Origin of the sequence: Streptomyces sp. NPDC002602 (assembly GCF_042889445.1) — a bacterium.
In the GTDB taxonomy this organism is placed as follows: domain Bacteria; phylum Actinomycetota; class Actinomycetes; order Streptomycetales; family Streptomycetaceae; genus Streptomyces.
In genome coordinates, this window is record NZ_JBIAQX010000003.1 from 461,894 (window position 1) to 483,430 (window position 21,537).

Sequence of the window (21,537 nt, forward strand, 5' to 3'; positions counted from 1 at the left end):
GATCAAGCAAAGAAAGCCTGGTCCGTTCGTAGGGACTCGACAAAGAATCACCCGGGGCCGCTGACCCGCCGGACAGAGACCTCGGATGCGTGACGGGGTTACTGTGCAGTCGGGGATCCCCCTTGCCTGGGGCGCCACATGGGCTTTCCGGACTCGAGACGGGCTCGCATCACACTCTGTGTGGGCAAGCTCACCTCTGGATAAGGGTCGAAAGGCCGTGTGGGCTGTCCCTAAACTCAGGTTGTTCCAAGGAGGGAGCCATCGTGCGCAAGGTGCTCATCGCCAACCGTGGCGAAATCGCTGTCCGCGTTGCTCGGGCCTGCCGGGATGCCGGGATCGCGAGCGTAGCCGTCTACGCCGACCCGGACCGGGACGCTCTGCACGTCCGCGCGGCCGACGAAGCTTTCGCGTTGGGCGGTGACACCCCGGCCGCCAGTTACCTCGACATCGCGAAGGTCCTGCAGGCGGCGGCGGACTCCGGCGCGGACGCGATCCATCCCGGGTACGGCTTCCTGTCGGAGAACGCCGACTTCGCCCAAGCCGTCCTGGACGCGGGTCTGACGTGGATCGGGCCGCCGCCGCAGGCCATCCGCGATCTGGGTGACAAGGTCGCCGCCCGTCACATCGCCCAACGCGCCGGCGCCCCGCTGGTCGCCGGCACCCCCGACCCGGTCTCCGGGTCCGAGGAGGTCGTGGCCTTCGCGAAGGAACACGGCCTCCCGATCGCGATCAAGGCCGCGTTCGGTGGCGGCGGTCGCGGCCTGAAGGTCGCCCGCACCCTCGAAGAGGTCCCCGAGCTGTACGACTCCGCCGTCCGCGAGGCCGTCGCCGCGTTCGGACGCGGCGAGTGCTTCGTCGAGCGCTACCTCGACAAGCCCCGCCACGTCGAGACCCAGTGCCTGGCCGACACCCACGGCAACGTCGTCGTCGTCTCCACCCGTGACTGCTCGCTCCAGCGCCGCCACCAGAAGCTGGTCGAGGAGGCCCCGGCCCCGTTCCTGACGGACGCCCAGAACGCCGAGCTGTACGCCGCCTCCAAGGCCATCCTGAAGGAAGCCGGCTACGTCGGCGCCGGCACCGTGGAGTTCCTGGTCTCCGCCGACGGCCTGATCTCCTTCCTGGAGGTCAACACCCGCCTCCAGGTCGAACACCCCGTCACCGAGGAGGTCTCCGGCCTCGACCTGGTGCGGGAGATGTTCCGCATCGCCGACGGCGAGGCACTCGGCTACGACGACCCGGTACTGCGCGGGCACTCCTTCGAGTTCCGCATCAACGGCGAGGACCCCGGCCGCGGCTTCCTGCCCGCCCCCGGCACCGTCACCCGCTTCGCACCCCCCTCCGGCCCCGGCGTCCGCCTCGACGCGGGCGTCGAGTCCGGCTCCGTCATCGGCCCCGCCTGGGACTCCCTCCTCGCCAAGCTGATCGTCACCGGCGCCACCCGCGAACAGGCCCTCCAACGCGCCGCCCGCGCACTCGCCGAGTTCGAGATCGAGGGCATGGCCACCGCCCTCCCCTTCCACCGCGCCGTCGTCACCGACCCCGCCTTCGCCCCCGCGGAAGGACCGTTCACGGTCCACACCCGCTGGATCGAAACCGAGTTCGTCAACGACATCAAGGCGTTCGTGGCCCCCGCCGCGGAGGACGCCGAGGACGAGCCCGGCCGCGAGACCGTCGTCGTCGAGGTCGGCGGCAAGCGACTGGAGGTCTCCCTCCCGTCCTCGCTGGGCATGACCCTGGCCCGCACCGCCGCAGCCGGCGGCGCCAAGCCCAAGCGCCGCGCCGCCAAGAAGTCCGGCCCGGCCGCCTCCGGTGACACCCTGGCCTCCCCGATGCAGGGAACCATCGTCAAGATCGCCGTCGAGGAAGGCCAGCAGGTCAACGAGGGCGACCTGATCGTCGTTCTCGAGGCCATGAAGATGGAACAGCCCCTCAACGCACACCGCTCCGGCACCATCGTCGGCCTCAAGGCCGAAGTCGGCGCCTCCCTCACCTCCGGCGCCACCATCTGCGAGATCAAGGACTGACCACCGTCCCGTTCTCACGTCGAAAGGCCCCGCCCGGTGATCGGGGCGGGGCCTTTCGACTACAGGGCCCTTCGACTACAGGGCCCTTCGACCACAGGGTCCCGGACCGCAGGGCCTACGACGACAGGGCCTACGCCCCCAGGGGCCTTCTGCCCCCGGGCGGCTCGGCGACGGAGACGCCCTAGCGTCGTCGCATGTCAGCGACCCGCGCCCGCTCCCCGGCCTGCTGTTCCAGCAGGCCGGCGGGCGCGCTGCGCAGTTGGGCGGTCGGACCGCCCCGCCGCTGGACCGGCAGCGGGGAATCGCGTCGGGGCCGACGCCCCTGCATCCCGTCCCCACCGCCGGAGGCGGCCGCCCCGGCCACCGTGATCTGCACGCCCTGATCGGCCAGCGCCTGCAGTTCCGTGGCCGCCCGTTCGTCGTGCGGTGGCGGCTCGTCGGTCACCAGCCGCGTCATCACGTCCGTGGGCACGGTCTGGAACATGGTGTCCGTACCGAGCTTGGTGTGGTCGGCGAGTACGACGACCTCCGCGGCGGCCTGCACCAGCGCCCGGTCCACGCTCGCGGAGAGCATGTTGGACGTGGACAGCCCGCGCTCGGCGGTCAACCCGCTCCCGGACAGGAAGGCCCGGGACACCCGCAGCCCCTGCAGGGACTGTTCGGCACCGCTGCCGACGAGCGCGTAGTTGGACCCGCGCAGCGTTCCGCCGGTCATCACCACTTCCACCCGGTTGGCATGGGCCAGCGCCTGGGCGACGAGCAGCGAGTTGGTGACGACGGTCAGTCCGGGCACCCGGGCGAGCCGGCGGGCCAGCTCCTGCGTCGTGGTGCCGGCGCCGACGACGATGGCTTCGCCCTCTTCGACGAGGCCGGCCGCGACATCGGCAATGGCGGTCTTCTCCGCCGTCGCGAGATGGGACTTTTGCGGAAAGCCGGATTCTCGCGTGAATCCGCCCGGCAAGACCGCACCGCCGTGCCGGCGGTCGAGGAGTCCTTCTGCCTCCAGTGCCCGCACGTCCCGCCGTACGGTCACTTCGGAGGTCTGGACGACGCGGGCGAGCTCACGAAGCGATACCGCTCCGTTGGCCCGCACCATTTCGAGGATCAATTGGCGACGTTCTGCAGCGAACACGAAACTGACAGTAACCCTAACGACCGTCTGCTTTCAGCTCCTTACGCCGGAATACCGAAGTTGTCCGTAAGGTGGGGCGACTAGTGGTATACGCGGTCGGACAGTTTCGTGAACAGTCCGCCACTCCACCTCCAGTCACCCCAACCACCCTGCGGGCAAAGGCGATTGACGGCGCCTACGCCTCGCCGGCCGCCTTTCGGGTGTGCAACTGGCGTGCCGCCTCCGCGATCGAACCGGACAGCGAGGGGTACACGGTGAACGTGTTTGCGATCTGCTCCACGGTCAGGTTGTTGTCGACGGCGATCGAGATCGGGTGGATCAGTTCGCTCGCGCGCGGCGCGACCACCACGCCACCGACGACGATGCCGGTGCCCGGGCGGCAGAACAGCTTCACGAAACCGTCGCGGATGCCCTGCATCTTGGCGCGCGGGTTGCGCAGCAGCGGGAGCTTCACCACGCGGGCGTCGATCTTCCCGGAGTCCACGTCGGCCTGCGTGTAGCCAACGGTGGCGATCTCGGGGTCGGTGAAGACGTTCGAGGAGACCGTCTTGAGGTTCAGCGGGGTCACCGCGTCGCCGAGGAAGTGGTACATCGCGATGCGGCCCTGCATGGCGGCGACGGAGGCGAGCGCGAAGATCCCGGTCACGTCACCGGCGGCGTAGACGCCCGGCGAGGAGGTGCGGGAGACCTTGTCGGTCCAGATGTGCCCGGACTCCTTGAGCCGGACCCCGGACTCCTCCAGGTTCATGTTCGCGGTGTTCGGGATCGCGCCGACCGCCATCAGGCAGTGGGTGCCGGTGATGACGCGCCCGTCGGACAGCGTGACCTCGACCCGGTCGCCGACCCGCTTGGCGGACTCGGCGCGCGAGCGGCCGATGACGTTCATGCCTCGGCGCCGGAACACGTCCTCCAGGACGGCGGCGGCGTCCGGGTCCTCGCCCGGCAGCACCCGGTCGCGCGAGGACACCAGGGTCACCCGGGAGCCGAGCGCCTGGTACGCGCCGGCGAACTCCGCGCCGGTGACGCCCGAGCCGACCACGATGAGCTCCTCGGGGAGCTCCTCCAGGTCGTAGACCTGGGTCCAGTTCAGGATCCGTTCGCCGTCGGGCATCGCGTCCGGGATCTCCCGGGGGGTGCCGCCGGTCGCGATCAGCACGGCGTCGGTGGTGAGGATCGTCTCCGTGCCGTCGGCCGCGGTGACGATCACGTCCCGGGTGCCGTCGATGCCCTGCGGGCCGCCGAGCTTGGCGCGCCCGCGCATGACACGGGCGCCGGCACGGGTCACGGAGGCGGTGATGTCGTGGGACTGGGCGAGCGCGAGGCGCTTGACGCGTCGGTTGACCTTGCCGAGGTCGACGCCGACGACGCGTGCCGCCTGCTCGATGTGCGGGGTGTCGTCCGCGACGACGATCCCGAGCTCCTCGTACGAGGAATCGAAGGTCGTCATGACCTCGGCGGTCGCGATGAGGGTCTTCGAGGGCACGCAGTCGGTGAGCACCGACGCACCGCCCAGGCCGTCGCAGTCGACGACGGTCACCTCCGCGCCGAGCTGGGCGCCCACGAGGGCCGCCTCATATCCGCCGGGTCCGCCGCCGATGATCACGATCCGGGTCACGAAAACTCCGCCTCACGTCTACCCGGCCGGTTGCCGCCCCCGGCCGGGGGTTCCGGGGGTCTCCCCGGGGGATGCATTCCGTGCCCCATTGTCCCGCACGCATCAAGGTGCTTCACGCCCGGTCCCGCCATCCGGGCACGCGTCGATCCCCGCCCCTCCCGTACCCTCGACCACATGTCGCTCTACGCCGCGTACGCCGGCAACCTCGACCCGCGGCTGATGACGCGCCGCGCTCCGCATTCGCCGCTGCGCGGCACTGGCTGGATCAACGACTGGCGGCTGACCTTCGGCGGCGAGCAGATGGGCTGGGAGGGCGCGCTGGTCACGGTCGTCGAGGCCCCGCGTCACCAGGTCTTCGTCGCGCTGTACGACGTGGCCCCCCTGGACGAGGACTCCCTGGACCGCTGGGAGGGCGTCGGGCTGGACATCTACCGCCGGATGCGCGTGCGGGTGCACACCCTGGACGGCGAGGAAGCCGCCTGGATCTACGTCCTGAACGGTTACGAGGGCGGTCTGCCCTCCGCGCGCTACCTCGGCGAGATCGCCGACGCCGCCGAATCCGCGGGCGCCCCGCACGACTACGTGATGGAACTCCGCAAGCGCCCCTGCTGACGCCCACCGGCTTCGGGACGATTCGGCGGAAACGACAAAGCAACGATCCGAACACCGTGAGCTGCGCCATCTACGCGCGTAGGCCATCAGCGGTTACGCTCGTCCGGTGAACGCATCTGTTACCGACCCCTTCGCCGACGCCACCGCCGCAGCCGCCCGCCTGCGTGAGCTGACCGGCGCCGAAACCCACGATGTCGCCCTCGTCATGGGCTCCGGCTGGGCCCCCGCCGCAGAGGCGCTCGGTGCGCCCGAGGCCGAATTCCCCGTCACCGAGCTGCCCGGCTTCCCGCCGCCCGCGGTCGAGGGCCATGGCGGCAAGATCCGCTCGTACAAGATCGGCGACAAGCGCGCGCTGCTCTTCCTCGGCCGGACCCACTACTACGAGGGCCGCGGCGTCGCCGCCGTCGCCCACGGCGTCCGTACCGCCGTCGCCGCCGGTTGCAAGACCGTCGTCCTGACCAACGGCTGTGGCGGTCTGCGCGAGGGCATGAAGCCCGGCCAGCCCGTCCTGATCAGCGACCACCTGAACCTCACCGCCACCTCGCCGATCGTCGGCGCCAACTTCGTGGACCTCACCGACCTCTACTCGCCTCGCCTGCGCGCGATGTGCAAGGAGATCGACGAGACCCTCGAAGAGGGCGTCTACGTCCAGTTCCCCGGCCCGCACTACGAGACCCCGGCCGAGATCAACATGATCCGCGTCATGGGTGCCGACCTGGTCGGCATGTCCACCGTGCTGGAGGCCATCGCCGCCCGTGAGGCCGGCGCCGAGGTGCTCGGGATCTCCCTGGTCACCAACCTGGCGGCGGGCATCTCCGGCGAGCCCCTCAACCACGAAGAGGTGCTCCAGGCCGGTCGTGACTCGGCCGCGCGCATGGGCAAGCTGCTGACCCAGGTCCTCGCCCGCATCTGAGCGGGGACAGCCACCGGCACCGTACGAGAGGTAGGGCGGAAGTAGTGCAGGAACAGGACGACCTGATCACCCGGGCGCAGGCCTGGCTGGCGGAGGACCCGGACCCGGAGACCGCGGCCGAGCTGCGCGCGCTCGTCGAGGCCGGGGACACCGCGGAGCTCGCGGACCGGTTCTCCGGCATGCTCCAGTTCGGCACCGCCGGACTGCGCGGCGAGCTGGGCGCGGGTCCGATGCGGATGAACCGCAACGTGGTCATCCGGGCCGCGGCGGGCCTGGCGGCCTACCTGAAGGCCCAGGGCCACGACGGCGGCCTGGTCGTCGTCGGCTACGACGCGCGGTACAAGTCCGCGGACTTCGCCCGCGACACCGCCGCCGTGATGGTCGGCGCCGGGCTGCGCGCGGCCGTCCTGCCGCGTCCGCTGCCGACGCCCGTCCTCGCCTTCGCCATACGGCACCTGGGCGCCGTCGCCGGCGTCGAGGTGACCGCGAGCCACAACCCCCCGCGGGACAACGGCTACAAGGTCTACCTCGGCGACGGTTCCCAGATCGTCTCCCCGGCGGACACCGGGATCGCCGCGGAGATCGACGCGATCGTCGCGCTCGCGGACGTGCCCCGTCCGGAGTCCGGCTGGGAGGACCTCGGCGACGAGGTCCTGGAGGCCTACCTGGCCCGTACGGACGAGGTCCTGACCCCCGGCTCCCCCCGGGGCGTGCGGACCGTCTACACGGCCATGCACGGTGTCGGCAAGGACGTCGTGCTGGCGGCCTTCGCCCGGCACGGCTTCCCGACGCCCGTGCTCGTCGCCGAGCAGGCGGAGCCGGACCCGGCCTTCCCGACGGTCGCCTTCCCGAACCCGGAGGAGCCCGGCGCGATGGACCTGTCCTTCGCGACGGCCGCCGAGGCGAACCCGGACATCGTGATCGCGAACGACCCCGACGCGGACCGTCTCGCGGTGGCCGTCCCGACCGGCGACGGCGGCTGGCGGATGCTGCGCGGCGACGAGGTCGGCGCGCTGCTGGCGGCCCACCTCGTCCACAAGGGCGCCCGGGGCGTCTTCGCCGAGTCGATCGTCTCGTCCAGCCTGCTGGGCCGGATCGCGGAGGCGGCGGGCGTCGGCTACGAGGAGACCCTGACGGGCTTCAAGTGGATCGCCCGCGTGGAGGGCCTGCGCTACGGCTACGAGGAGGCGCTCGGCTACTGCGTGGACCCCGAGGGCGTCCGCGACAAGGACGGCGTCACCGCCGCCCTGCTGGTGGCGGAGCTGGCCTCGGAGCTCAAGGAGCAGGGCCGCACCCTGTCCGACCTGCTGGACGATCTGGCGCTGGCCCACGGCCTGCACGCCACCGACCAGCTGTCGGTCCGCGTCTCGGACCTGTCGGTCATCGCCTCGGCCATGGCGCGGCTGCGCGCCGAGCCGCCGACCTCCCTGGCGGGCCTGCGCGTCGTCACCGCGGAGGACCTGAGCCGTGGCACCGAGTCCCTCCCGCCGACGGACGGCCTGCGGTACCACCTCGACGGCGACCACAAGGCCCGGGTGATCGTCCGCCCGTCGGGCACGGAGCCGAAGCTGAAGTGCTACCTGGAGGTCGTGGTCCCGGTGGCGGAAGCCTCCGACCTGGCCACGGCCCGTACCCGCGGCCAGGAGATCCTGGACGCGATCAAGAAGGACTTCGCGGCGGCGGCGGGCATCTAGCGCCCGCGCCCCTCGCACGTAGGCCCCCGGAGCTTTCGCTCCGGGGGCCTACGTGTCGTCCGGGCCGGCCCGGGCCGGCCCGTTCGGATCGTCTACGGGGTCGGGGACGCCTTCGGGGTCGTCGACGGGCGGACCACGTCTCCCAGCGTCGCCACCGATTCCGGGCGGGAGCGCACGGCCTCGCCGCACTCCCACGCGCGCGGCGGATCCGCGTCCGGGCCGCCCAGCACCACCGGGCCGGGCCCCGCCGACACGGTGTCGCTGTCGGCCAGCGTGCACACCAACTGGGACAGCGCCACCGGCGGCAGGTCCTCCGGCTTGCGGCTCAACCGCACCGTCCCGGCCGGGTCGCCCGCGCGCGCCGGCGCCACCTGCAGCCCCTCCGGTACCCCGGTCGTGAAACCGGCTGCCCGCTCCGCCGCCGACGGTTCCTTCTCCAACGCCTCCAGGAGCGCCTGCGCGGCCAGGACCAGCGGGTCGCGTACCGGCCGCTTCTCGGCCACCGGGATCACCCGCTCGACGTTGACCAACTGCGATCCGCACACCAGCGCCACCGTGGCGCGCACCCCCTGCACCCCGCCCTGCCCGCCCGCCTGCTCGGGGGTGTCGCAGGACACCCGCGAGGGCGCGGCCCCGACGTCCACCGGTACGGTCGTGGCCCGGATCCCGCACCCGCAGGCGCCGGTCAGCAACACGCCGAGGGCGATACCCGCGAGAGCCCTACGCGTCCGCGTCACGGATGACCGCCTTCCCCACGTCCACCGGCAGCCGCAGCGTGAACTGCGCCCCGCCGTCGGCCCCGTTGGCGGCGCTGATGTCGCCGCCGTGAATGTGCGCGTTCTCCATCGCGATCGACAGCCCCAACCCGCTGCCGTCGGACTTGGGACGGGACGCGCTCGCCTTGTAGAACCGGTCGAAGACGTGCGGGAGGACCTCCTCGGGAATGCCCGGCCCGTTGTCCTTGACCACGATCACCAGCCACTCCCCCTCGACGGCCAGCGACACCCGCACCGGCGAACCGCCGTGCTTGAGCGCGTTGCCGATCAGGTTGGCCAGGATCACGTCGAGACGCCGCGGGTCGAGCCGCGCCACGATCCCGCGCTCCGCGTCGAGCTCGACGGCGTCGAGCCAGGCCCGGGCGTCGATGCACGCCGTGACCTGGTCGGCGACGTTCACGTCGTCCAGCACCAGGCGGGCCGTCCCCGCGTCGAAGCGGGTGACCTCCATCAGGTTCTCGACCAGCACGTTGAGCCGTCGGGTCTCGCTGACCACCAGGGCCACCGCCGGCGCGATCATCGGATCGAGGTCGTCGACCTCCTCCTCCAGCACCTCCGCGACCGCCGTCAGCGCCGTCAGCGGCGTCCGCAGCTCGTGGGACATGTCCGCGACGAACCGCCGGCTGGACTCCTCCCGCGCGCTCATGTCCGCGACCTTCTTCTCCAGCGCCTCCGCCGTCTTGTTGAAGGTGTGCGCCAGGTCGGCCAGTTCGTCGGTCCCCGACACGTCCAGCCGGTGGTCCAACTCCCCTTCGCCCAGCCGTCGCGCCGCGTCCCCCAGCCGCTGCACGGGCCTGAGCACGGTGCGCGCCGCGGCCTGGGCGAGCAGCGCGGAGCACAGCAGCGCCAGTCCCGTCGCGATCGTCAGCGACCAGCCCAGCGCGTTCAGGTCGTCCCGTTCCTGCGCCAGCGACTTGTACATGTAGCCCGTCGGGCCGCCGCCCACGATCCGCGTCCCGCCGACCAGGTACGGATTGCCGCGCGGCTTCGTGCGCTGCCAGTACATGTGGTACTCGGCGTCGTTGGCGGCCGTCGCCTTCTGCCGGTCGTTCACCGCGTTCTGCAGGGACTTCGGCACGTCGTTCAGCCCGAAGGTGTCCGGGCCGGCCGCGCCGAACACCTTGCGGCCGTCCTTGCGTTCGTCCACCAGCAGCACGCTGTACCCGGGGCTGCTGCCCGCCATCAACTCGGCGGTGCGCTGCATCTCGGCGGGCGTCGGATCGCCGGGGAGCGCGGCGGCACGGTTCTGCATCTCCTGCCGGAAGTCCCCGAGCGCCGCGTCCTGGGTGCGGGTGAGCACCGCCTCGCGGTTCAGCCAGTACGCGATCCCGGAGGCGGAGACGGCGGCCGTCAGCGCCACCAGCGAGAACACCATCAGGAGCCGCAGCCGCAGGCTGGTCCAGCGCCGGCCCGCGAACAGGGCTCTGATCACTGCGGGGAGTCCAAGCGGTAGCCGACGCCCCGAACGGTACGGATCAGCGTGGGCGAGGAGGGCACTTCCTCCACCTTGGCGCGCAACCGCTGTACGCAGGCGTCGACGAGGCGCGAGTCGCCGAGGTAGTCGTGCTCCCAGACCAGCCGCAGCAACTGCTGCCGAGACAGGGCCTGACCGGGCCGGCGGCTGAGTTCCAGCAGCAGGCGCAGTTCGGTCGGCGTCAGTTGGAGGTCCTCGCCGTTCTTCGTCACCGTCATCGCCGCCCGGTCGATGACCAGGGAACCGAAGACCGCGGAGTCGCTCGCCTCCCGCTCGCCGCGGCGCAACACGGCCCGGATGCGGGCGTCGAGCACCCGGCCCTGGACGGGCTTGACCACGTAGTCGTCGGCACCCGACTCCAGGCCCACCACGACATCGATGTCGTCGCTTCGGGCGGTGAGCAGGATGATCGGCAGTTGGTCGGTGCGGCGGATCCGCCGGCACACCTCGAAGCCGTCGATCCCGGGCAGCATCACATCCAGCACGATCAGGTCCGGCCGCTGCTCGCGCAGCAGTTTCAGGCCGTCCTCGCCCGTCGCCGCGGTGGCCACACGGTGGCCCTGGCGTGACAGGGAAAGTTCGAGGGCCGTGCGGATGGCGTCGTCGTCCTCGATCAGCAGCAGGAAAGGCACGGGCTCATTCTGTCCCATCAGCCGTTGGGACTTCGACAGTCCCGAGGTGGAGATCGCTCACAGGTCCCTGTGACAGGCCTGTGACAGTCGAAGGACAACCCGGTTATCTCCGCCGGGCAGTCTTCATACCAACGAACGGACCGAAGCAGACTCCACGACGGGGGGCGCGAGATGAACACGCTGCACAGCACCACGACCAGCGCGGTTGTCACGCGGCTGCACGATGTGAACCGCCGGGCGGGTGTCCGTACGGCGACGGTCGCCCGTCAGCGACCGACGCACCCTGTAGCCATCGACGCGAACACGTACCAGGCGGTTCCCGCCGCACGGATCCCGTCCTCCTCGGAGGCCGAGTTCACGGCGTACGTCCAGGAGCGGCGGGCCGCCCTCTACGCGACGGCCTTCCACCTCACCGGCGACCGCCACGAGGCCGAGGACCTGCTCCAGAGCGCGCTGTTCTCCACCTACCGCGCCTGGGACCGGATCAGCGACAAGGCCGCCGTCGGCGGATACCTGCGGCGCACGATGACGAACCTGCACATCAGCGCCTGGCGTCGGCGGAAGCTGAACGAGTACCCGACCGAGGAACTGCCGGAGACGGCCTCCGACACGGACGCGATGCGCGGCACGGAGCTGCGCACGGTGCTGTGGCAGGCCCTGACCCGCATCCCGGAGCCGCAGCGCACGATGCTGGTGTTGCGGTACTACGAGGGCCGCACGGACCCGGAGATCGCCGAGATCCTGGGCATCAGCGTCGGCACGGTGAAGTCGAGCATCTGGCGGTCGCTGCGGCGCCTGCGGGACGACGAGGCGCTGAGCTTCGGCCGCGACGAGTCGGACTCGTTCGGCGAGCTCGTCGCCTGACACAGACCAACGGGGGTTGGACCACGGGGCCGGGGGGCCCGTCCTACGGGGGTGGGGCGGGGGTCGTGGGAGGAAAAGGCGGGATCAAGCGGCCGGGGGTCCGCGTGATCCCGCCTTTTCGCGTGCGCGTGTCCTCGCGTGCGCGTGTCCTCGCGTGCGTGTCTGTGCGCGTGTACGGGTGCCCGGGCCGGGCCCGGGCGGCCTTACGCCGGGGCGGCGGCCCGGTGGCGGCCGGCGGCGCACGCGGCCAGCCGGCCCAACGCCTCGTCGCGGCCGCAGGCGTGGGCGCCGAGGGCGGTGTGCCGGGCGACGATGCCCCGCTCGGCCCGCATCAATCGCCAGCCCCTGCGCAGCAGGAACGGCAGGGACTTGCGGCCTTCCCGCAGGTCCCGCGCGAGGCGCCGACGGAAGGTCGTCGAGGGCCGGCCCCGCAGGCAGATCGCGTCGGCGAGCAGCCCCAGTTCCTGGCACCGCGCCACGATGTCCGCCGCGAAGATGCCCTCGGCGATGAACAGGGGGGTCCGCGCTATGTCCAGGGTCTCGGTCCCGGTCCGCGAGGAGGTGGCGATGGAGTACGTCGGGACCTCGGTCCGGCCCACCGCGCAGAGTCGGGTGATGGCTGCGACGGCCTCCCGCGCGTCCCACGACAACGGGGAGTCCCAGTCGATGTCGGAGCTGCCCTCGACCAGGGGGAGGGACGGGTCGTCCGCCTCCTTGTAGAAGTCGTCCAGGCGCAGCACGGGCAACCCGGAGCGGGCCGCGAGCGAGGACTTGCCGGAGCCCGAGGGTCCGGTCAGCAGCACGACACGCGTTTGCAGAGGAGAGGAACAGCTCACGGGACACCAGTGTGAACCATGACCCGCGGTATCGATACATCGGCGACGTGCCCTGCGAGCACTCTCACACCCGCGCGGCCGGTTGGTGTCGACACCCGCACCTCCACTACGCTGCGTGCGCACGCGACTACGACCACAGGCGGGATCCTCATGGCACGTCACGCAGCCCCCGGCAACGGCGCCGGCACGCGCGCCCTTCGCGGCGCGGGCCTCACCCTGACCATGGCCGGCGCGGCCCTGGCGATGGCGGCGGGGGGCGCCCAGGCCGGCGAACTCTCGGTACCGGCGGCCCTGGCGGGCGTCGCCGACCCCATCTCCAACCTCAAGGTGAACCCGCTCGCCCACACCGGTGTGGACCCGCTCGACAACGGCGTGGCCACCAAGGTCGCGGACTTCCCGTCGGTCGGCACGGGCATGGTCACCGGAGTGCTGACCCAGGGCCCCTCGGTCGGCGAACTCCCCACCGCGGCGGCGTCCTCGCTGCTCGGGCCGCTGCTCCCGGCGGCGGGCGCGTAGGCACGCGGGTACGGGAAGGCCCCGGCAGCACGGGGGTCGCTGCCGGGGCCGGTCCGAGGCCTAGTAGGACGAGCCGCCCGAGCCGAGCGAACCCGTGGGGTGCCAGACCGTCTTGGTCTCCAGGAACGCCGTCAGACGGGACGTGCCCGGGTCGGCCGTCCAGTCGTCCACAGGCTGTGGACGCAGGACGCGCTTGAGGTTGTCGGCCGCCGCGATCTCCAGTTCCTTGGCCAGCGCCGTGTCGGCGCCCGCCAGGTCGATCGCGTTGACGTCCTGGTGGGACGCCAGGTGCGGGCCCATCTCGCCGGCCTTGCCGGACAGGATGTTGACCACGCCGCCGGGCAGGTCGGAGGTGGCCAGCACCTCCCCCAGGGACAGCGCGGGCAGCGGGGACTTCTCGCTCGCGATGACGACCGCGGTGTTGCCCGTGGCGATCACCGGGGCGATCACGGAGATCAGGCCCAGGAACGAGGAGTCCTGCGGGGCGACGACCGTGACGACACCGGTCGGCTCCGGGGTGGACAGGTTGAAGAACGGGCCCGCGACCGGGTTGGCCCCGCCCACGACCTGGCCGATCTTGTCGGTCCAGCCCGCGTACCAGACCCAGCGGTCGATCGCCGCGTCCACGACGGCCGCGGCCTTGGACTTCGACAGCCCCTCGGCCTCGCCGACCTCGCGGACGAACTGCTCGCGGCGGCCCTCCAGCATCTCGGCGACGCGGTAGAGAACCTGACCGCGGTTGTACGCGGTCGCGCCCGACCAGCCGCCGAAGGCCTTGCGGGCGGCGACGACCGCGTCACGGGCGTCCTTGCGGGAGGACAGCGGTGCGTTGGCCAGCCACTTGCCCTTCGAGTCCGTCACTTCGTACACCCGGCCGCTCTCGGAGCGGGGGAACTTCCCCCCGACGTACAGCTTGTAGGTCTTGAAGACACTGAGGCGGTTCTGCTGCTCAGACATCGAGGTAGCCCTCCAGGCCGTGACGGCCGCCTTCGCGCCCGAAGCCCGACTCCTTGTAGCCGCCGAAGGGCGAGGTCGGGTCGAACTTGTTGAACGTGTTGGCCCAGACGACGCCCGCGCGGAGCTTGTTGGCGACCGCGAGGATCCGCGAGCCCTTCTCCGTCCAGATGCCGGCGGACAGGCCGTACTGGGTGTTGTTGGCCTTGGCGACGGCCTCGTCGGGCGTACGGAACGTCAGCACGGACAGCACCGGGCCGAAGATCTCGTCGCGGGCGACGGTGTGCGCCTGGGTGACGTTCGTGAAGAGCGTCGGGGCGAACCAGTAGCCGGCGGAAGGGAGTTCGCAGGCCGGGGACCAGCGCTCGGCACCCTCGGCCTCGCCGGTCTCGGCGAGCGCGGTGATCCGGGCGAGCTGCTCGGCGGAGTTGATCGCGCCGATGTCGGTGTTCTTGTCGAGCGGGTCGCCCAGGCGCAGCGAGGAGAGGCGGCGCTTGAGGGAGTCCAGCAGCTCGTCGTGGATCGACTCCTGGACCAGCAGGCGCGAGCCCGCGCAGCAGACCTGGCCCTGGTTGAAGAAGATGCCGGTGACGATGCCCTCGACGGCCTGGTCGATCGGGGCGTCGTCGAAGACGATGTTGGCGCCCTTGCCGCCCAGCTCCAGGGTGACCTTCTTGTCCGTGCCGGCGACGTGGCGGGCGATCTTCTTGCCGACCGCGGTCGAGCCGGTGAAGGCGACCTTGTTGACGTCCGGGTGCTCGACGAGGGCCGCGCCCGCGTCGCCGTACCCGGTGAGGATGTTGACGACGCCCTTGGGCAGGCCCGCCTGGCGGCAGATGTCCGCGAAGAACAGCGCCGACAGGGGCGTGGTCTCGGCGGGCTTCAGCACGACCGTGTTGCCGGTGGCGAGCGCCGGGGCGATCTTCCACGCGAGCATCAGCAGCGGGAAGTTCCACGGGATGACCTGGCCGGCCACGCCGAGGGGGCGCGGGTTCGCGCCGTAGCCGGCGTGGTCGAGCTTGTCGGCCCAGCCCGCGTAGTAGAAGAAGTGCGCGGCGACCAGCGGGAGGTCCGCGTCGCGGGTCTCCCGGATCGGCTTGCCGTTGTCCAGGGTCTCCAGGACGGCCAGCTCGCGGCTGCGCTCCTGGATGATCCGGGCGATGCGGAAGAGGTACTTGGCGCGCTCGGAGCCGGGCAGCGCGGACCACTTCTCGAAGGCCTTGCGGGCGGCCTTGACGGCGCGGTCCACGTCGGCGGCGCCGGCCTGGGCGACCTCGGCCAGGACCTCCTCGGAGGACGGCGAAACGGTCTTGAAGACCTTGCCGTCGGCGGCCTCGGTGAACTCGCCGTCGATGAAGAGCCCGTAGGACGGGGCGATGTCGACGACCGAGCGGGACTCGGGGGCGGGTGCGTACTCGAAAAGGGATGCCATGGTGATCAGTCCACCGTCACGTAGTCGGGACCGGAGTAACGGCCGGTGCTCAGCTTCTGGCGCTGCATCAGCAGGTCGTTGAGCAGGCTGGAGGCGCCGAAGCGGAACCAGTGGTTGCTCAGCCAGTCCTCGCCCGCGGTCTCGTTGACCAGGACGAGGAACTTGATCGCGTCCTTGGTCGTGCGGATGCCGCCGGCCGGCTTCACGCCGATCTGGATCCCGGTCTGCGCCTTGAAGTCGCGGACGGCTTCGAGCATGAGCAGGGTGTTGGCGGGGGTGGCGTTCACCCCGACCTTGCCGGTGGACGTCTTGATGAAGTCGGCGCCGGCCATCATGCCGATCCAGGAGGCCCGGCGGATGTTGTCGTACGTCGACAGCTCGCCGGTCTCGAAGATGACCTTGAGGCGCGCGGTGGTGCCGTCGGGACGGACGCAGGCCTCCTTGACGGAGCGGATCAGCTCGTAGGTGTCCAGATAGCGGCCGGCGAGGAAGGCGCCACGGTCGATGACCATGTCGATCTCGTCGGCGCCGGCGGCGACGGCGTCGGCCGTGTCGGCGAGCTTCACGGGCAGGGCGGCACGGCCGGCGGGGAACGCCGTGGCGACGGACGCCACCTTGACGTCGGCGCCGTTCAGCGCCGCCTTGGCGGTGGCCACCATGTCGGGATAGACGCAGACCGCGGCGGTCATGGGCGTCGTGCGGTCGGTCGGATCGGGGTTGACGGCCTTGTTGGACAGCGCCCGGACCTTGCCCGGGGTGTCCGCACCCTCGAGCGTCGTCAGGTCGATCATCGAGATGGCCAGGTCGATGGCATAGGCCTTGGCCGTCGTCTTGATCGAGCGGGTGCCGAGGGAGGCCGCGCGGGCCTCCAGTCCGACTGCGTCTACGCCGGGCAGCCCGTGCAGGAAGCGGCGCAGCGCGCTGTCGGACGTCGTCACGTCAGCGAATGCGGTGAGGGTGGTGGGCATGGTCACCACATGAGCATATCTACGCGCGTAGCGACCTGTCACCCCCCTCCCCCGAATCAGCCGAAAACGCATGCGGCCGTCGAACGACCGCGCGTCGTGACGGTCCGGTGACAGAAACAGGATCGTCCGACCGCAGCATCTGTACGCCGATCTCGTGGGGTGAGACGGCGTGAGGCACAATCGGGCGCATGAGCAGCCAGCAGCCCCCTGACGAGCCGGTGTACGACGACCGGGTCTACCGCTCGCCCATGGCCATCGTCACGGGCGTGCTGATGCTCGCGTTGGTCGCCTGGCTCTGCGGGGACGCGGTCCTGCGCGGGGAGGGGGGCACGCGGTGGGTGGCGCTGGCCATCGCCGTGTGCGCCGTGCCGCTCATCGTGGCGTTCACCATCCGGCCCGCCGTCTTCGCCAACGACGACCGCCTGCGGGTGCGCAATCCCTTCCGCGTGATCGAACTGCCCTGGGCGGCCGTGGACACCGTGCGCGCCGGGTACTCGGCCGAGGTGCTGGCGGAGGGTTCCACCTACCAGCTGTGGTCCGTGCCGGTCTCGTTGCGCGAGCGGAAGAAGGCGCAGCGCCCCTACAGCCGGCGCGGCGGTCTGACCGGCAAGGGGTTGTCCCCGGACCATCTGGCCGGCAAGGGGTTGTCCCCGGACCGGGGGAGGGCCGGCGCAGCGGTCGACGGTCCGCAGCGGGCGGGCGCCGACAAGGTCGTGGACGAGCTGCGGGAGCTGGCCGAGCGCGGGGCCTCGCGCACGGGGGCGCGGGGCGACGTGAGCGTCCGGTGGTCGTTCGAGATCATCGCGCCCGCCGTGATCGGCGCGGTCGCGCTGATCGTGCTGCTCGCCACCGGCTGAAAGGCGGCGCAGTCGCTTGCGAACCGCCGGAACCAGCGCTACCGGGGCCTGCGTCCTCGCTGGTGTGCAGCGTCATGAGGGCGGCGGCAGCGCCGCCATAGATCTCCGGCTCCGGCTCCTGGGCGGGGCCCTGCTGGCCGCCCATCTCCTCGTCGTCGGCTGGTTGAGCCTGCGGCCACTGGACGTGCCCTGGGCGGCGGCCGCGAACCTGTCCCCGCTGGAGGGGATCCGGGCGGACCTCGCGTACGGCCCGTTGGAGGCGGCCTGCCGGATCGGCAAGGGGCTGGCCCTGCTGGCTCCGCTCGGGGTGCTGTTGCCGCTGATCGGCGGGCGGCTCGCCCCGTCACCGCTGGCCGCGTGGTCCTCGCTGGCCCGGACGGCGGCCGCGGGTGCGTTGGTGTCGCTGAGCATCCTGATGTTGCAGACGGCGGTCCCGGGTCAGGTGGTCGACGTGGACTCGCTGTTGCTGAACACCGCCGGGGTGCTGATCGCGCACGCGACGGTGGTGCCGGCCCTGAGGGCTCGCCTGAGGCGTTCTCAGGGGCACACCCCGAGAATCACCAGGGTCGACCTCGGCCCCTGGACCGAGGTTTTGTCGGCGGTTCCCCGCGAGTATTGAGGCATCGCAGGAAAGCGATCCCATACGAAGGAGAATCCCCATGAGCGCGATTACCCGCCCCCGTGACGGACGGATGATCGGTGGCGTCTGTGCCGGTCTCGCGCGGCGTTTCGGAATCAAGGCGAGGACGATGCGGATCATCTTCGTCCTGTCGTGCCTGCTGCCGGGTCCGCAGTTCCTGATCTACCTGGCGCTGTGGGTGCTCCTGCCGAACCAGAAGGACGCCGCCGGTTCCGCCCACACCGCCTGGTAGTCAGTTCCGCCGGTTCGATCAGGCCGCCTGGTGGTCCGTTCCGCCGATTCGATCAGGTCGCCCGCTGGACCTTCTCCAACTGCTTGTCCGCCACTTCCCGGGGGACCTGCGCCTTCTTCTCGGCGGCGGCCACGTTGAGGGCCATGAGCCGTACGACGGTGTCGCCCTCGCGCACGACCACCAGGTGGACCTGGGCGGAGACGCCCTGGGCGGCGGCGGTCGTGGTCCAGCTGACGCTCTCGTCCCCGCCGGTCTCGTAGGCGACGGGCTTCACGTCGCGGTAGCTGCCGGTCTGCTTCTGCACGGTGGCCGCGAAGCCCGAACCGCAGGCGGCGACGGCGTCGCGCAGGCGCGACATGAGCCGCTTGGCGTCCTTCTCCGCGTAGGAGCTGACGGAGGCGGAGACGGCGAGGCCGACCTGCTTCTGGGAGCCGACGCCCCGGTTGACGGTTTCCCGTGCGGCCGGGTCGGGCTTGTCGCCCATGATGTCGGCGAGCGGCTGGCAGGGCTTCCTGTCGGCTTGCGGCTGACCGTCGGGGGCGTTCGGGTTCTTGCCCTGGGCGGAGATCTGGTAGCCGGCGAGGTCGCCCTGTTCCAGGGCGGACCGTTCCAGTCCACTGCCGCCCTTCTTCGGCGCGGCCGAACCGGCGGGGGATCCGGGGGCTCCGGGAGCGCCCGAGGACGGGTTCGGTGCCGAGGCGGAGCCCTTGGGGTCCGGGGCCTTGTCGGCCTCCGGGGTTCCCGTACCGCTGCAACCGACCGCTCCGAGAAGGAGGGCGGGGAGCAGTGCGGCCGTGGCCGCTCCGAGCTTGACTGGTGCCTTCAGGCGCATGACCGATGACCTCATACCGCGTGCGTTGGCGGGCAGTTGACGGCGATCGTGGCACACGACGCGACGTGGCGCACACCTGCTCGAAGTGGTGTGCGCCATGCGTACTCGCGTGCGGATTTTCGGCGTGGGTCAGCCGCCGAGCGCGCCACCGACGGGCAGGCCGCCGAGCGTGGGGCCGAGGGAGTCGGTGAGCTGGCCGAGCGGGGCCGCGGGGTCGCTCGACTGGCTGCCCTCGGCCTTCACGTGCTGCTGGCTGGTGGCGGTCTGGAGGGCGCCCGTGACGGGGCCCAGGGCGTCCGTGAGGCCGACGGCGGGGACGGCGGCGGCGGAACCGGCGGCGGCGGCGACGGCGGCGACGGCACCGAGAGCGGCGAGGCCGAAGGTCTTGGCAGCTGACTGCTTCATGAAGGATCGTCCTTGCGACGGGGAATTGAGCGGCTCCGCAAACTAGTCACTTCAAACCCCGGCCCGCAAACATCTGTAAATACGAGAAAGCGCCCGGGAATTGCCGCTCCCGGGCGCCTTCAGTCCGTCAAGTCGTGGCCTAGGCCGAGACGGAACCGCTGGTCGAGGCGGTCTGCCGGAACAGCCATTCCGACTTCAGCTCCGCATAACCGGGCTTGATGACCTCGTTGATCATGGCCAGTCGTTCATCGAAAGGAATGAACGCGGACTTCATCGCATTGACGGTGAACCACTGCATGTCGTCCAGCGAGTAGCCGAAGGTGTCGACCAGGTGCTCGAACTCGCGGCTCATGCTCGTACCGCTCATCAGCCGGTTGTCGGTGTTGACGGTCAACCGGAAGTGCAGCTTGCGGAGCAGACCGATCGGGTGCTCGGCGTACGAGGCGGCCGCGGCCGTCTGCAGGTTCGACGTCGGGCACATCTCCAGGGGGATGCGCTTGTCGCGGACGTAGGAGGCCAGACGCCCCAGCTTCACCGTGCCGTCGGCGGCGACCTCGATGTCATCGATGATCTTCACGCCGTGGCCCAGGCGGTCGGCGCCGCACCACTGCAGGGCCTGCCAGATCGACGGAAGGCCGAAGGCCTCGCCCGCGTGGATGGTGAAGTGGTTGTTCTCGCGCTTCAGGTACTCGAAGGCGTCGAGGTGGCGGGTGGGAGGGAACCCGGCCTCGGCGCCGGCGATGTCGAAGCCGACCACGCCGTTGTCGCGGTACCGGTTCGCCAGCTCGGCGATCTCCAGCGCGCGGGCAGCGTGGCGCATCGCGGTGAGCAGCGCGCCGACGCGGATGCGGTGACCGTTCGCCTTGGCGCGGCGCTCGCCCTCGCGGAAGCCGTCGTTGACCGCCTCGACGACCTCTTCGAGGGTCAGGCCGGCCTCCAGGTGCTGCTCGGGGGCGTAGCGGATCTCGGCGTACACGACGCCGTCCTCGGCCAGGTCCTCGGCGCACTCCGCGGCGACCCGGAAGAGGGCGGCCTTCGTCTGCATGACGGCGCAGGTGTGCGCGAACGTCTCCAGGTAGCGCGGGAGGGAGCCGGAGTCGGCGGCTTCCCGGAACCAGATGCCCAGCTTGTCGGCATCGGTCTCGGGAAGGTTCTCGTAGCCGGCCTCCTGCGCCAGCTCGATGATGGTCCCGGGGCGCAGTCCACCGTCGAGGTGATCGTGCAGGAGCACCTTCGGGGAGCGGCGGATCTGATCCGGGGTGGGCACGTTGAGGGTCTCGCTCGTCATCTGGGCACTCTAGCTCCTACGCGCGTAGAGCATGGGGTCTGCGACGGCCGTCGATACGTAACAGTGACCGTGCGGACGGGTGGCGTACACCTGTCGGTCTGAGACTGTTCCGCCATGGCACAGCATGCGCCGCCGGCGCGCGGGGCCCGCCTGGGGCGGGCGGCCGGCGCGAACGGCCCGGTCACGACGGTCAGTGGTGTGGTGCTCCTCCTCCCCGGGGCGTCCAGATGGTCCCCCGGGCCGCTGCGACCGCTCGCGCGGGCGCTGGCGCGCTCGGGCGCGGCGCACGGGCTGGTCACACACCCCGTCCTGCACGGGGCCGGGGCCCGGGAGGAGGACGCCGAGTGGGCGGCGGACGAGGTGGTGCGCCGGTACGGGGACGTGCCGGTCTGCCTGGTCGGCTACGACGCCGGGGGTCGGGCGGTGCTGCGCGCGGGCGGCCACGCGGCGGTCAACTCGGTTCTCGCGCTCGCCCCCAGCCTGGGCGCCCCCACCCCGGAGGAGCCCCCTGAACCGGTGAAACAGCTCTCGGGGCGGCAGGTGCTGATCGTGCACGGGACCAACGACGCGCGCAGCGACCCGGAGTCCTCCTTCCGGCTGGCGACACGGGCGAAGAAGGCGAACCGTTCGACCTGCCGCTTCGAGGTGCACTCGGACGGGCACGGGCTGCGCGAGCACCAGGCGGAAGTGGTGGCGCTGGCCGTGGACTTCGTGCTCGGCGCGGTGTTCTCGGGCCGGTACTCGCGGCCGGTGACGGACGCGCTCGCCGCGCCGCCGCCGCTGGGCCTGCGGATGCCGCTCGCCTCCGGGTTCGGGCGGTCCCTGCGGGGCTGACGCGCCG

The 21,537-nt window shown here is 71.3% G+C and carries 22 protein-coding genes; 10 read left to right on the top strand and 12 right to left on the bottom strand.

All coding sequences use genetic code 11. The annotated features are described in order from the left end of the window. Window positions 1-263 precede the first annotated feature (263 nt). Window positions 264-2,024, top strand: a complete 1,761-nt coding sequence (locus ACFYW3_RS11425; RefSeq protein ID WP_389386142.1) for an acetyl/propionyl/methylcrotonyl-CoA carboxylase subunit alpha — start codon at window positions 264-266, stop codon at window positions 2,022-2,024. Window positions 2,025-2,205: 181 nt separating this feature from the next. Here ACFYW3_RS11425 and ACFYW3_RS11430 read toward each other — a convergent pair whose 3' ends face one another. Together ACFYW3_RS11430 and ACFYW3_RS11435 are read right to left on the bottom strand one after the other, a co-directional pair. Further along, entirely contained in the window at window positions 2,206-3,120 is a 915-nt protein-coding gene (locus ACFYW3_RS11430; RefSeq protein WP_389386262.1) for a DeoR/GlpR family DNA-binding transcription regulator, read from the bottom strand. A gap of 211 nt (window positions 3,121-3,331) precedes the next feature. After that, a complete protein-coding gene (locus ACFYW3_RS11435; RefSeq protein WP_351755487.1) occupies window positions 3,332-4,771 on the bottom strand; it encodes an NAD(P)H-quinone dehydrogenase in 1,440 nt (479 codons plus the stop codon). A 174-nt stretch (window positions 4,772-4,945) separates the two neighbouring features. Here ACFYW3_RS11435 and ACFYW3_RS11440 point away from each other — a divergent pair, with 174 nt between their 5' ends. The 3 genes from ACFYW3_RS11440 to ACFYW3_RS11450 all read left to right on the top strand — a co-directional run bounded on the left by ACFYW3_RS11440 (window position 4,946) and on the right by ACFYW3_RS11450 (window position 7,990). Further along, window positions 4,946-5,383 (top strand): gamma-glutamylcyclotransferase, encoded by a 438-nt coding sequence (locus ACFYW3_RS11440; protein ID WP_053682711.1) that lies wholly within the window; start codon window positions 4,946-4,948, stop codon window positions 5,381-5,383. Between the two features lie 106 nt (window positions 5,384-5,489). Next, window positions 5,490-6,296, top strand: a complete 807-nt coding sequence (locus ACFYW3_RS11445; protein WP_266949447.1) for a purine-nucleoside phosphorylase — start codon at window positions 5,490-5,492, stop codon at window positions 6,294-6,296. Between the two features lie 44 nt (window positions 6,297-6,340). Further along, window positions 6,341-7,990 (top strand): phospho-sugar mutase, encoded by a 1,650-nt coding sequence (locus ACFYW3_RS11450; RefSeq protein ID WP_351755485.1) that lies wholly within the window; start codon window positions 6,341-6,343, stop codon window positions 7,988-7,990. A gap of 92 nt (window positions 7,991-8,082) precedes the next feature. Here ACFYW3_RS11450 and ACFYW3_RS11455 read toward each other — a convergent pair whose 3' ends face one another. From ACFYW3_RS11455 to afsQ1, 3 genes are read right to left on the bottom strand one after another with little or no spacing between them, the layout of a single operon-like run. Then, window positions 8,083-8,727, bottom strand: coding sequence for a hypothetical protein (locus tag ACFYW3_RS11455; RefSeq protein WP_351755482.1), 645 nt, complete (start codon window positions 8,725-8,727; stop codon window positions 8,083-8,085). Further along, a complete protein-coding gene (locus tag ACFYW3_RS11460) occupies window positions 8,711-10,141 on the bottom strand; it encodes an ATP-binding protein (protein ID WP_389386263.1) in 1,431 nt (476 codons plus the stop codon). Before ACFYW3_RS11460 ends, ACFYW3_RS11455 begins: the two co-directional genes overlap by 17 nt. A 53-nt stretch (window positions 10,142-10,194) precedes the next feature. Next, window positions 10,195-10,872 (bottom strand): two-component system response regulator AfsQ1, encoded by a 678-nt coding sequence (afsQ1, locus tag ACFYW3_RS11465; RefSeq protein WP_180291024.1) that lies wholly within the window; start codon window positions 10,870-10,872, stop codon window positions 10,195-10,197. Between the two features lie 171 nt (window positions 10,873-11,043). On the opposite strand from afsQ1, the gene ACFYW3_RS11470 reads away from it, so the two are divergent. Beyond that, window positions 11,044-11,736: a SigE family RNA polymerase sigma factor gene (locus ACFYW3_RS11470; RefSeq protein WP_053682716.1), complete on the top strand. Its 693-nt coding sequence runs from the start codon at window positions 11,044-11,046 to the stop codon at window positions 11,734-11,736. A gap of 203 nt (window positions 11,737-11,939) precedes the next feature. Here the strand turns inward: ACFYW3_RS11470 and ACFYW3_RS11475 are convergent, their stop codons facing one another. After that, window positions 11,940-12,608, bottom strand: coding sequence for a uridine kinase (locus tag ACFYW3_RS11475; protein ID WP_351755507.1), 669 nt, complete (start codon window positions 12,606-12,608; stop codon window positions 11,940-11,942). Between the two features lie 114 nt (window positions 12,609-12,722). Between ACFYW3_RS11475 and ACFYW3_RS11480 the strand changes: the two genes are divergently transcribed. Continuing rightward, window positions 12,723-13,088, top strand: coding sequence for a hypothetical protein (locus ACFYW3_RS11480; RefSeq protein WP_351755479.1), 366 nt, complete (start codon window positions 12,723-12,725; stop codon window positions 13,086-13,088). A 60-nt stretch (window positions 13,089-13,148) separates the two neighbouring features. Here ACFYW3_RS11480 and ACFYW3_RS11485 read toward each other — a convergent pair whose 3' ends face one another. Genes ACFYW3_RS11485 through deoC form a run of 3 tightly spaced genes read right to left on the bottom strand, consistent with a single transcriptional unit; the run spans window position 13,149 to window position 16,442 of the window. Further along, window positions 13,149-14,045: an aldehyde dehydrogenase family protein gene (locus ACFYW3_RS11485; RefSeq protein ID WP_389386143.1), complete on the bottom strand. Its 897-nt coding sequence runs from the start codon at window positions 14,043-14,045 to the stop codon at window positions 13,149-13,151. Then, window positions 14,038-15,474: an aldehyde dehydrogenase family protein gene (locus tag ACFYW3_RS11490; protein ID WP_053682719.1), complete on the bottom strand. Its 1,437-nt coding sequence runs from the start codon at window positions 15,472-15,474 to the stop codon at window positions 14,038-14,040. The genes ACFYW3_RS11485 and ACFYW3_RS11490 overlap by 8 nt, the downstream gene beginning before the upstream one ends. Window positions 15,475-15,479: 5 nt before the next feature. Further along, window positions 15,480-16,442: a deoxyribose-phosphate aldolase gene (gene deoC, locus ACFYW3_RS11495; protein ID WP_389386264.1), complete on the bottom strand. Its 963-nt coding sequence runs from the start codon at window positions 16,440-16,442 to the stop codon at window positions 15,480-15,482. 188 nt (window positions 16,443-16,630) lie between these two features. On the opposite strand from deoC, the gene ACFYW3_RS11500 reads away from it, so the two are divergent. The 3 genes from ACFYW3_RS11500 (at window position 16,631) to ACFYW3_RS11510 (ending at window position 18,171) form a co-directional block, all read left to right on the top strand. Then, window positions 16,631-17,299 carry a PH domain-containing protein gene (locus ACFYW3_RS11500; RefSeq protein ID WP_389386144.1) on the top strand — a complete coding sequence of 223 codons (669 nt, stop codon included), beginning with the start codon at window positions 16,631-16,633 and terminating at the stop codon, window positions 17,297-17,299. A gap of 64 nt (window positions 17,300-17,363) precedes the next feature. Beyond that, window positions 17,364-17,918 carry a VanZ family protein gene (locus tag ACFYW3_RS11505; RefSeq protein ID WP_351379887.1) on the top strand — a complete coding sequence of 185 codons (555 nt, stop codon included), beginning with the start codon at window positions 17,364-17,366 and terminating at the stop codon, window positions 17,916-17,918. 40 nt (window positions 17,919-17,958) lie between these two features. Beyond that, window positions 17,959-18,171 carry a PspC domain-containing protein gene (locus ACFYW3_RS11510; protein ID WP_351755471.1) on the top strand — a complete coding sequence of 71 codons (213 nt, stop codon included), beginning with the start codon at window positions 17,959-17,961 and terminating at the stop codon, window positions 18,169-18,171. Between the two features lie 52 nt (window positions 18,172-18,223). On the opposite strand, the gene ACFYW3_RS11515 is transcribed toward ACFYW3_RS11510, so the two are convergent. The 3 genes from ACFYW3_RS11515 to ACFYW3_RS11525 form a co-directional block, all read right to left on the bottom strand. Then, on the bottom strand, window positions 18,224-19,003 hold the full coding sequence (locus tag ACFYW3_RS11515) for a hypothetical protein (protein WP_351755468.1): 780 nt from the start codon (window positions 19,001-19,003) through the stop codon (window positions 18,224-18,226). 129 nt (window positions 19,004-19,132) lie between these two features. Beyond that, a complete protein-coding gene (locus ACFYW3_RS11520; RefSeq protein ID WP_351379894.1) occupies window positions 19,133-19,408 on the bottom strand; it encodes a hypothetical protein in 276 nt (91 codons plus the stop codon). A 139-nt stretch (window positions 19,409-19,547) separates the two neighbouring features. Continuing rightward, on the bottom strand, window positions 19,548-20,696 hold the full coding sequence (locus ACFYW3_RS11525) for an adenosine deaminase (RefSeq protein ID WP_053682726.1): 1,149 nt from the start codon (window positions 20,694-20,696) through the stop codon (window positions 19,548-19,550). A 114-nt stretch (window positions 20,697-20,810) separates the two neighbouring features. On the opposite strand from ACFYW3_RS11525, the gene ACFYW3_RS11530 reads away from it, so the two are divergent. Then, window positions 20,811-21,530: an alpha/beta hydrolase gene (locus ACFYW3_RS11530; RefSeq protein ID WP_351755465.1), complete on the top strand. Its 720-nt coding sequence runs from the start codon at window positions 20,811-20,813 to the stop codon at window positions 21,528-21,530. Window positions 21,531-21,537: the final 7 nt, after the last annotated feature.

Bases quoted from the DNA above. Each gene is read 5' to 3' on its own strand.
- ACFYW3_RS11430 (WP_389386262.1), bottom strand. From the start codon at position 3,120: ATGGTGCGGGCCAACGGAGCGGTATCGCTTCGTGAGCTCGCCCGCGTC.
- ACFYW3_RS11440 (WP_053682711.1), top strand. From the start codon at position 4,946: ATGTCGCTCTACGCCGCGTACGCCGGCAACCTCGACCCGCGGCTGATG.
- ACFYW3_RS11460 (WP_389386263.1), bottom strand. From the start codon at position 10,141: ATGGTGTTCTCGCTGGTGGCGCTGACGGCCGCCGTCTCCGCCTCCGGG.
- ACFYW3_RS11470 (WP_053682716.1), top strand. From the start codon at position 11,044: ATGAACACGCTGCACAGCACCACGACCAGCGCGGTTGTCACGCGGCTG.
- ACFYW3_RS11480 (WP_351755479.1), top strand. From the start codon at position 12,723: ATGGCACGTCACGCAGCCCCCGGCAACGGCGCCGGCACGCGCGCCCTT.
- ACFYW3_RS11485 (WP_389386143.1), bottom strand. From the start codon at position 14,045: ATGTCTGAGCAGCAGAACCGCCTCAGTGTCTTCAAGACCTACAAGCTG.
- ACFYW3_RS11490 (WP_053682719.1), bottom strand. From the start codon at position 15,474: ATGGCATCCCTTTTCGAGTACGCACCCGCCCCCGAGTCCCGCTCGGTC.
- deoC (WP_389386264.1), bottom strand. From the start codon at position 16,442: ATGCCCACCACCCTCACCGCATTCGCTGACGTGACGACGTCCGACAGC.
- ACFYW3_RS11500 (WP_389386144.1), top strand. From the start codon at position 16,631: ATGAGCAGCCAGCAGCCCCCTGACGAGCCGGTGTACGACGACCGGGTC.
- ACFYW3_RS11510 (WP_351755471.1), top strand. From the start codon at position 17,959: ATGAGCGCGATTACCCGCCCCCGTGACGGACGGATGATCGGTGGCGTC.
- ACFYW3_RS11515 (WP_351755468.1), bottom strand. From the start codon at position 19,003: ATGCGCCTGAAGGCACCAGTCAAGCTCGGAGCGGCCACGGCCGCACTG.
- ACFYW3_RS11520 (WP_351379894.1), bottom strand. From the start codon at position 19,408: ATGAAGCAGTCAGCTGCCAAGACCTTCGGCCTCGCCGCTCTCGGTGCC.
- ACFYW3_RS11525 (WP_053682726.1), bottom strand. From the start codon at position 20,696: ATGACGAGCGAGACCCTCAACGTGCCCACCCCGGATCAGATCCGCCGC.
- ACFYW3_RS11530 (WP_351755465.1), top strand. From the start codon at position 20,811: ATGGCACAGCATGCGCCGCCGGCGCGCGGGGCCCGCCTGGGGCGGGCG.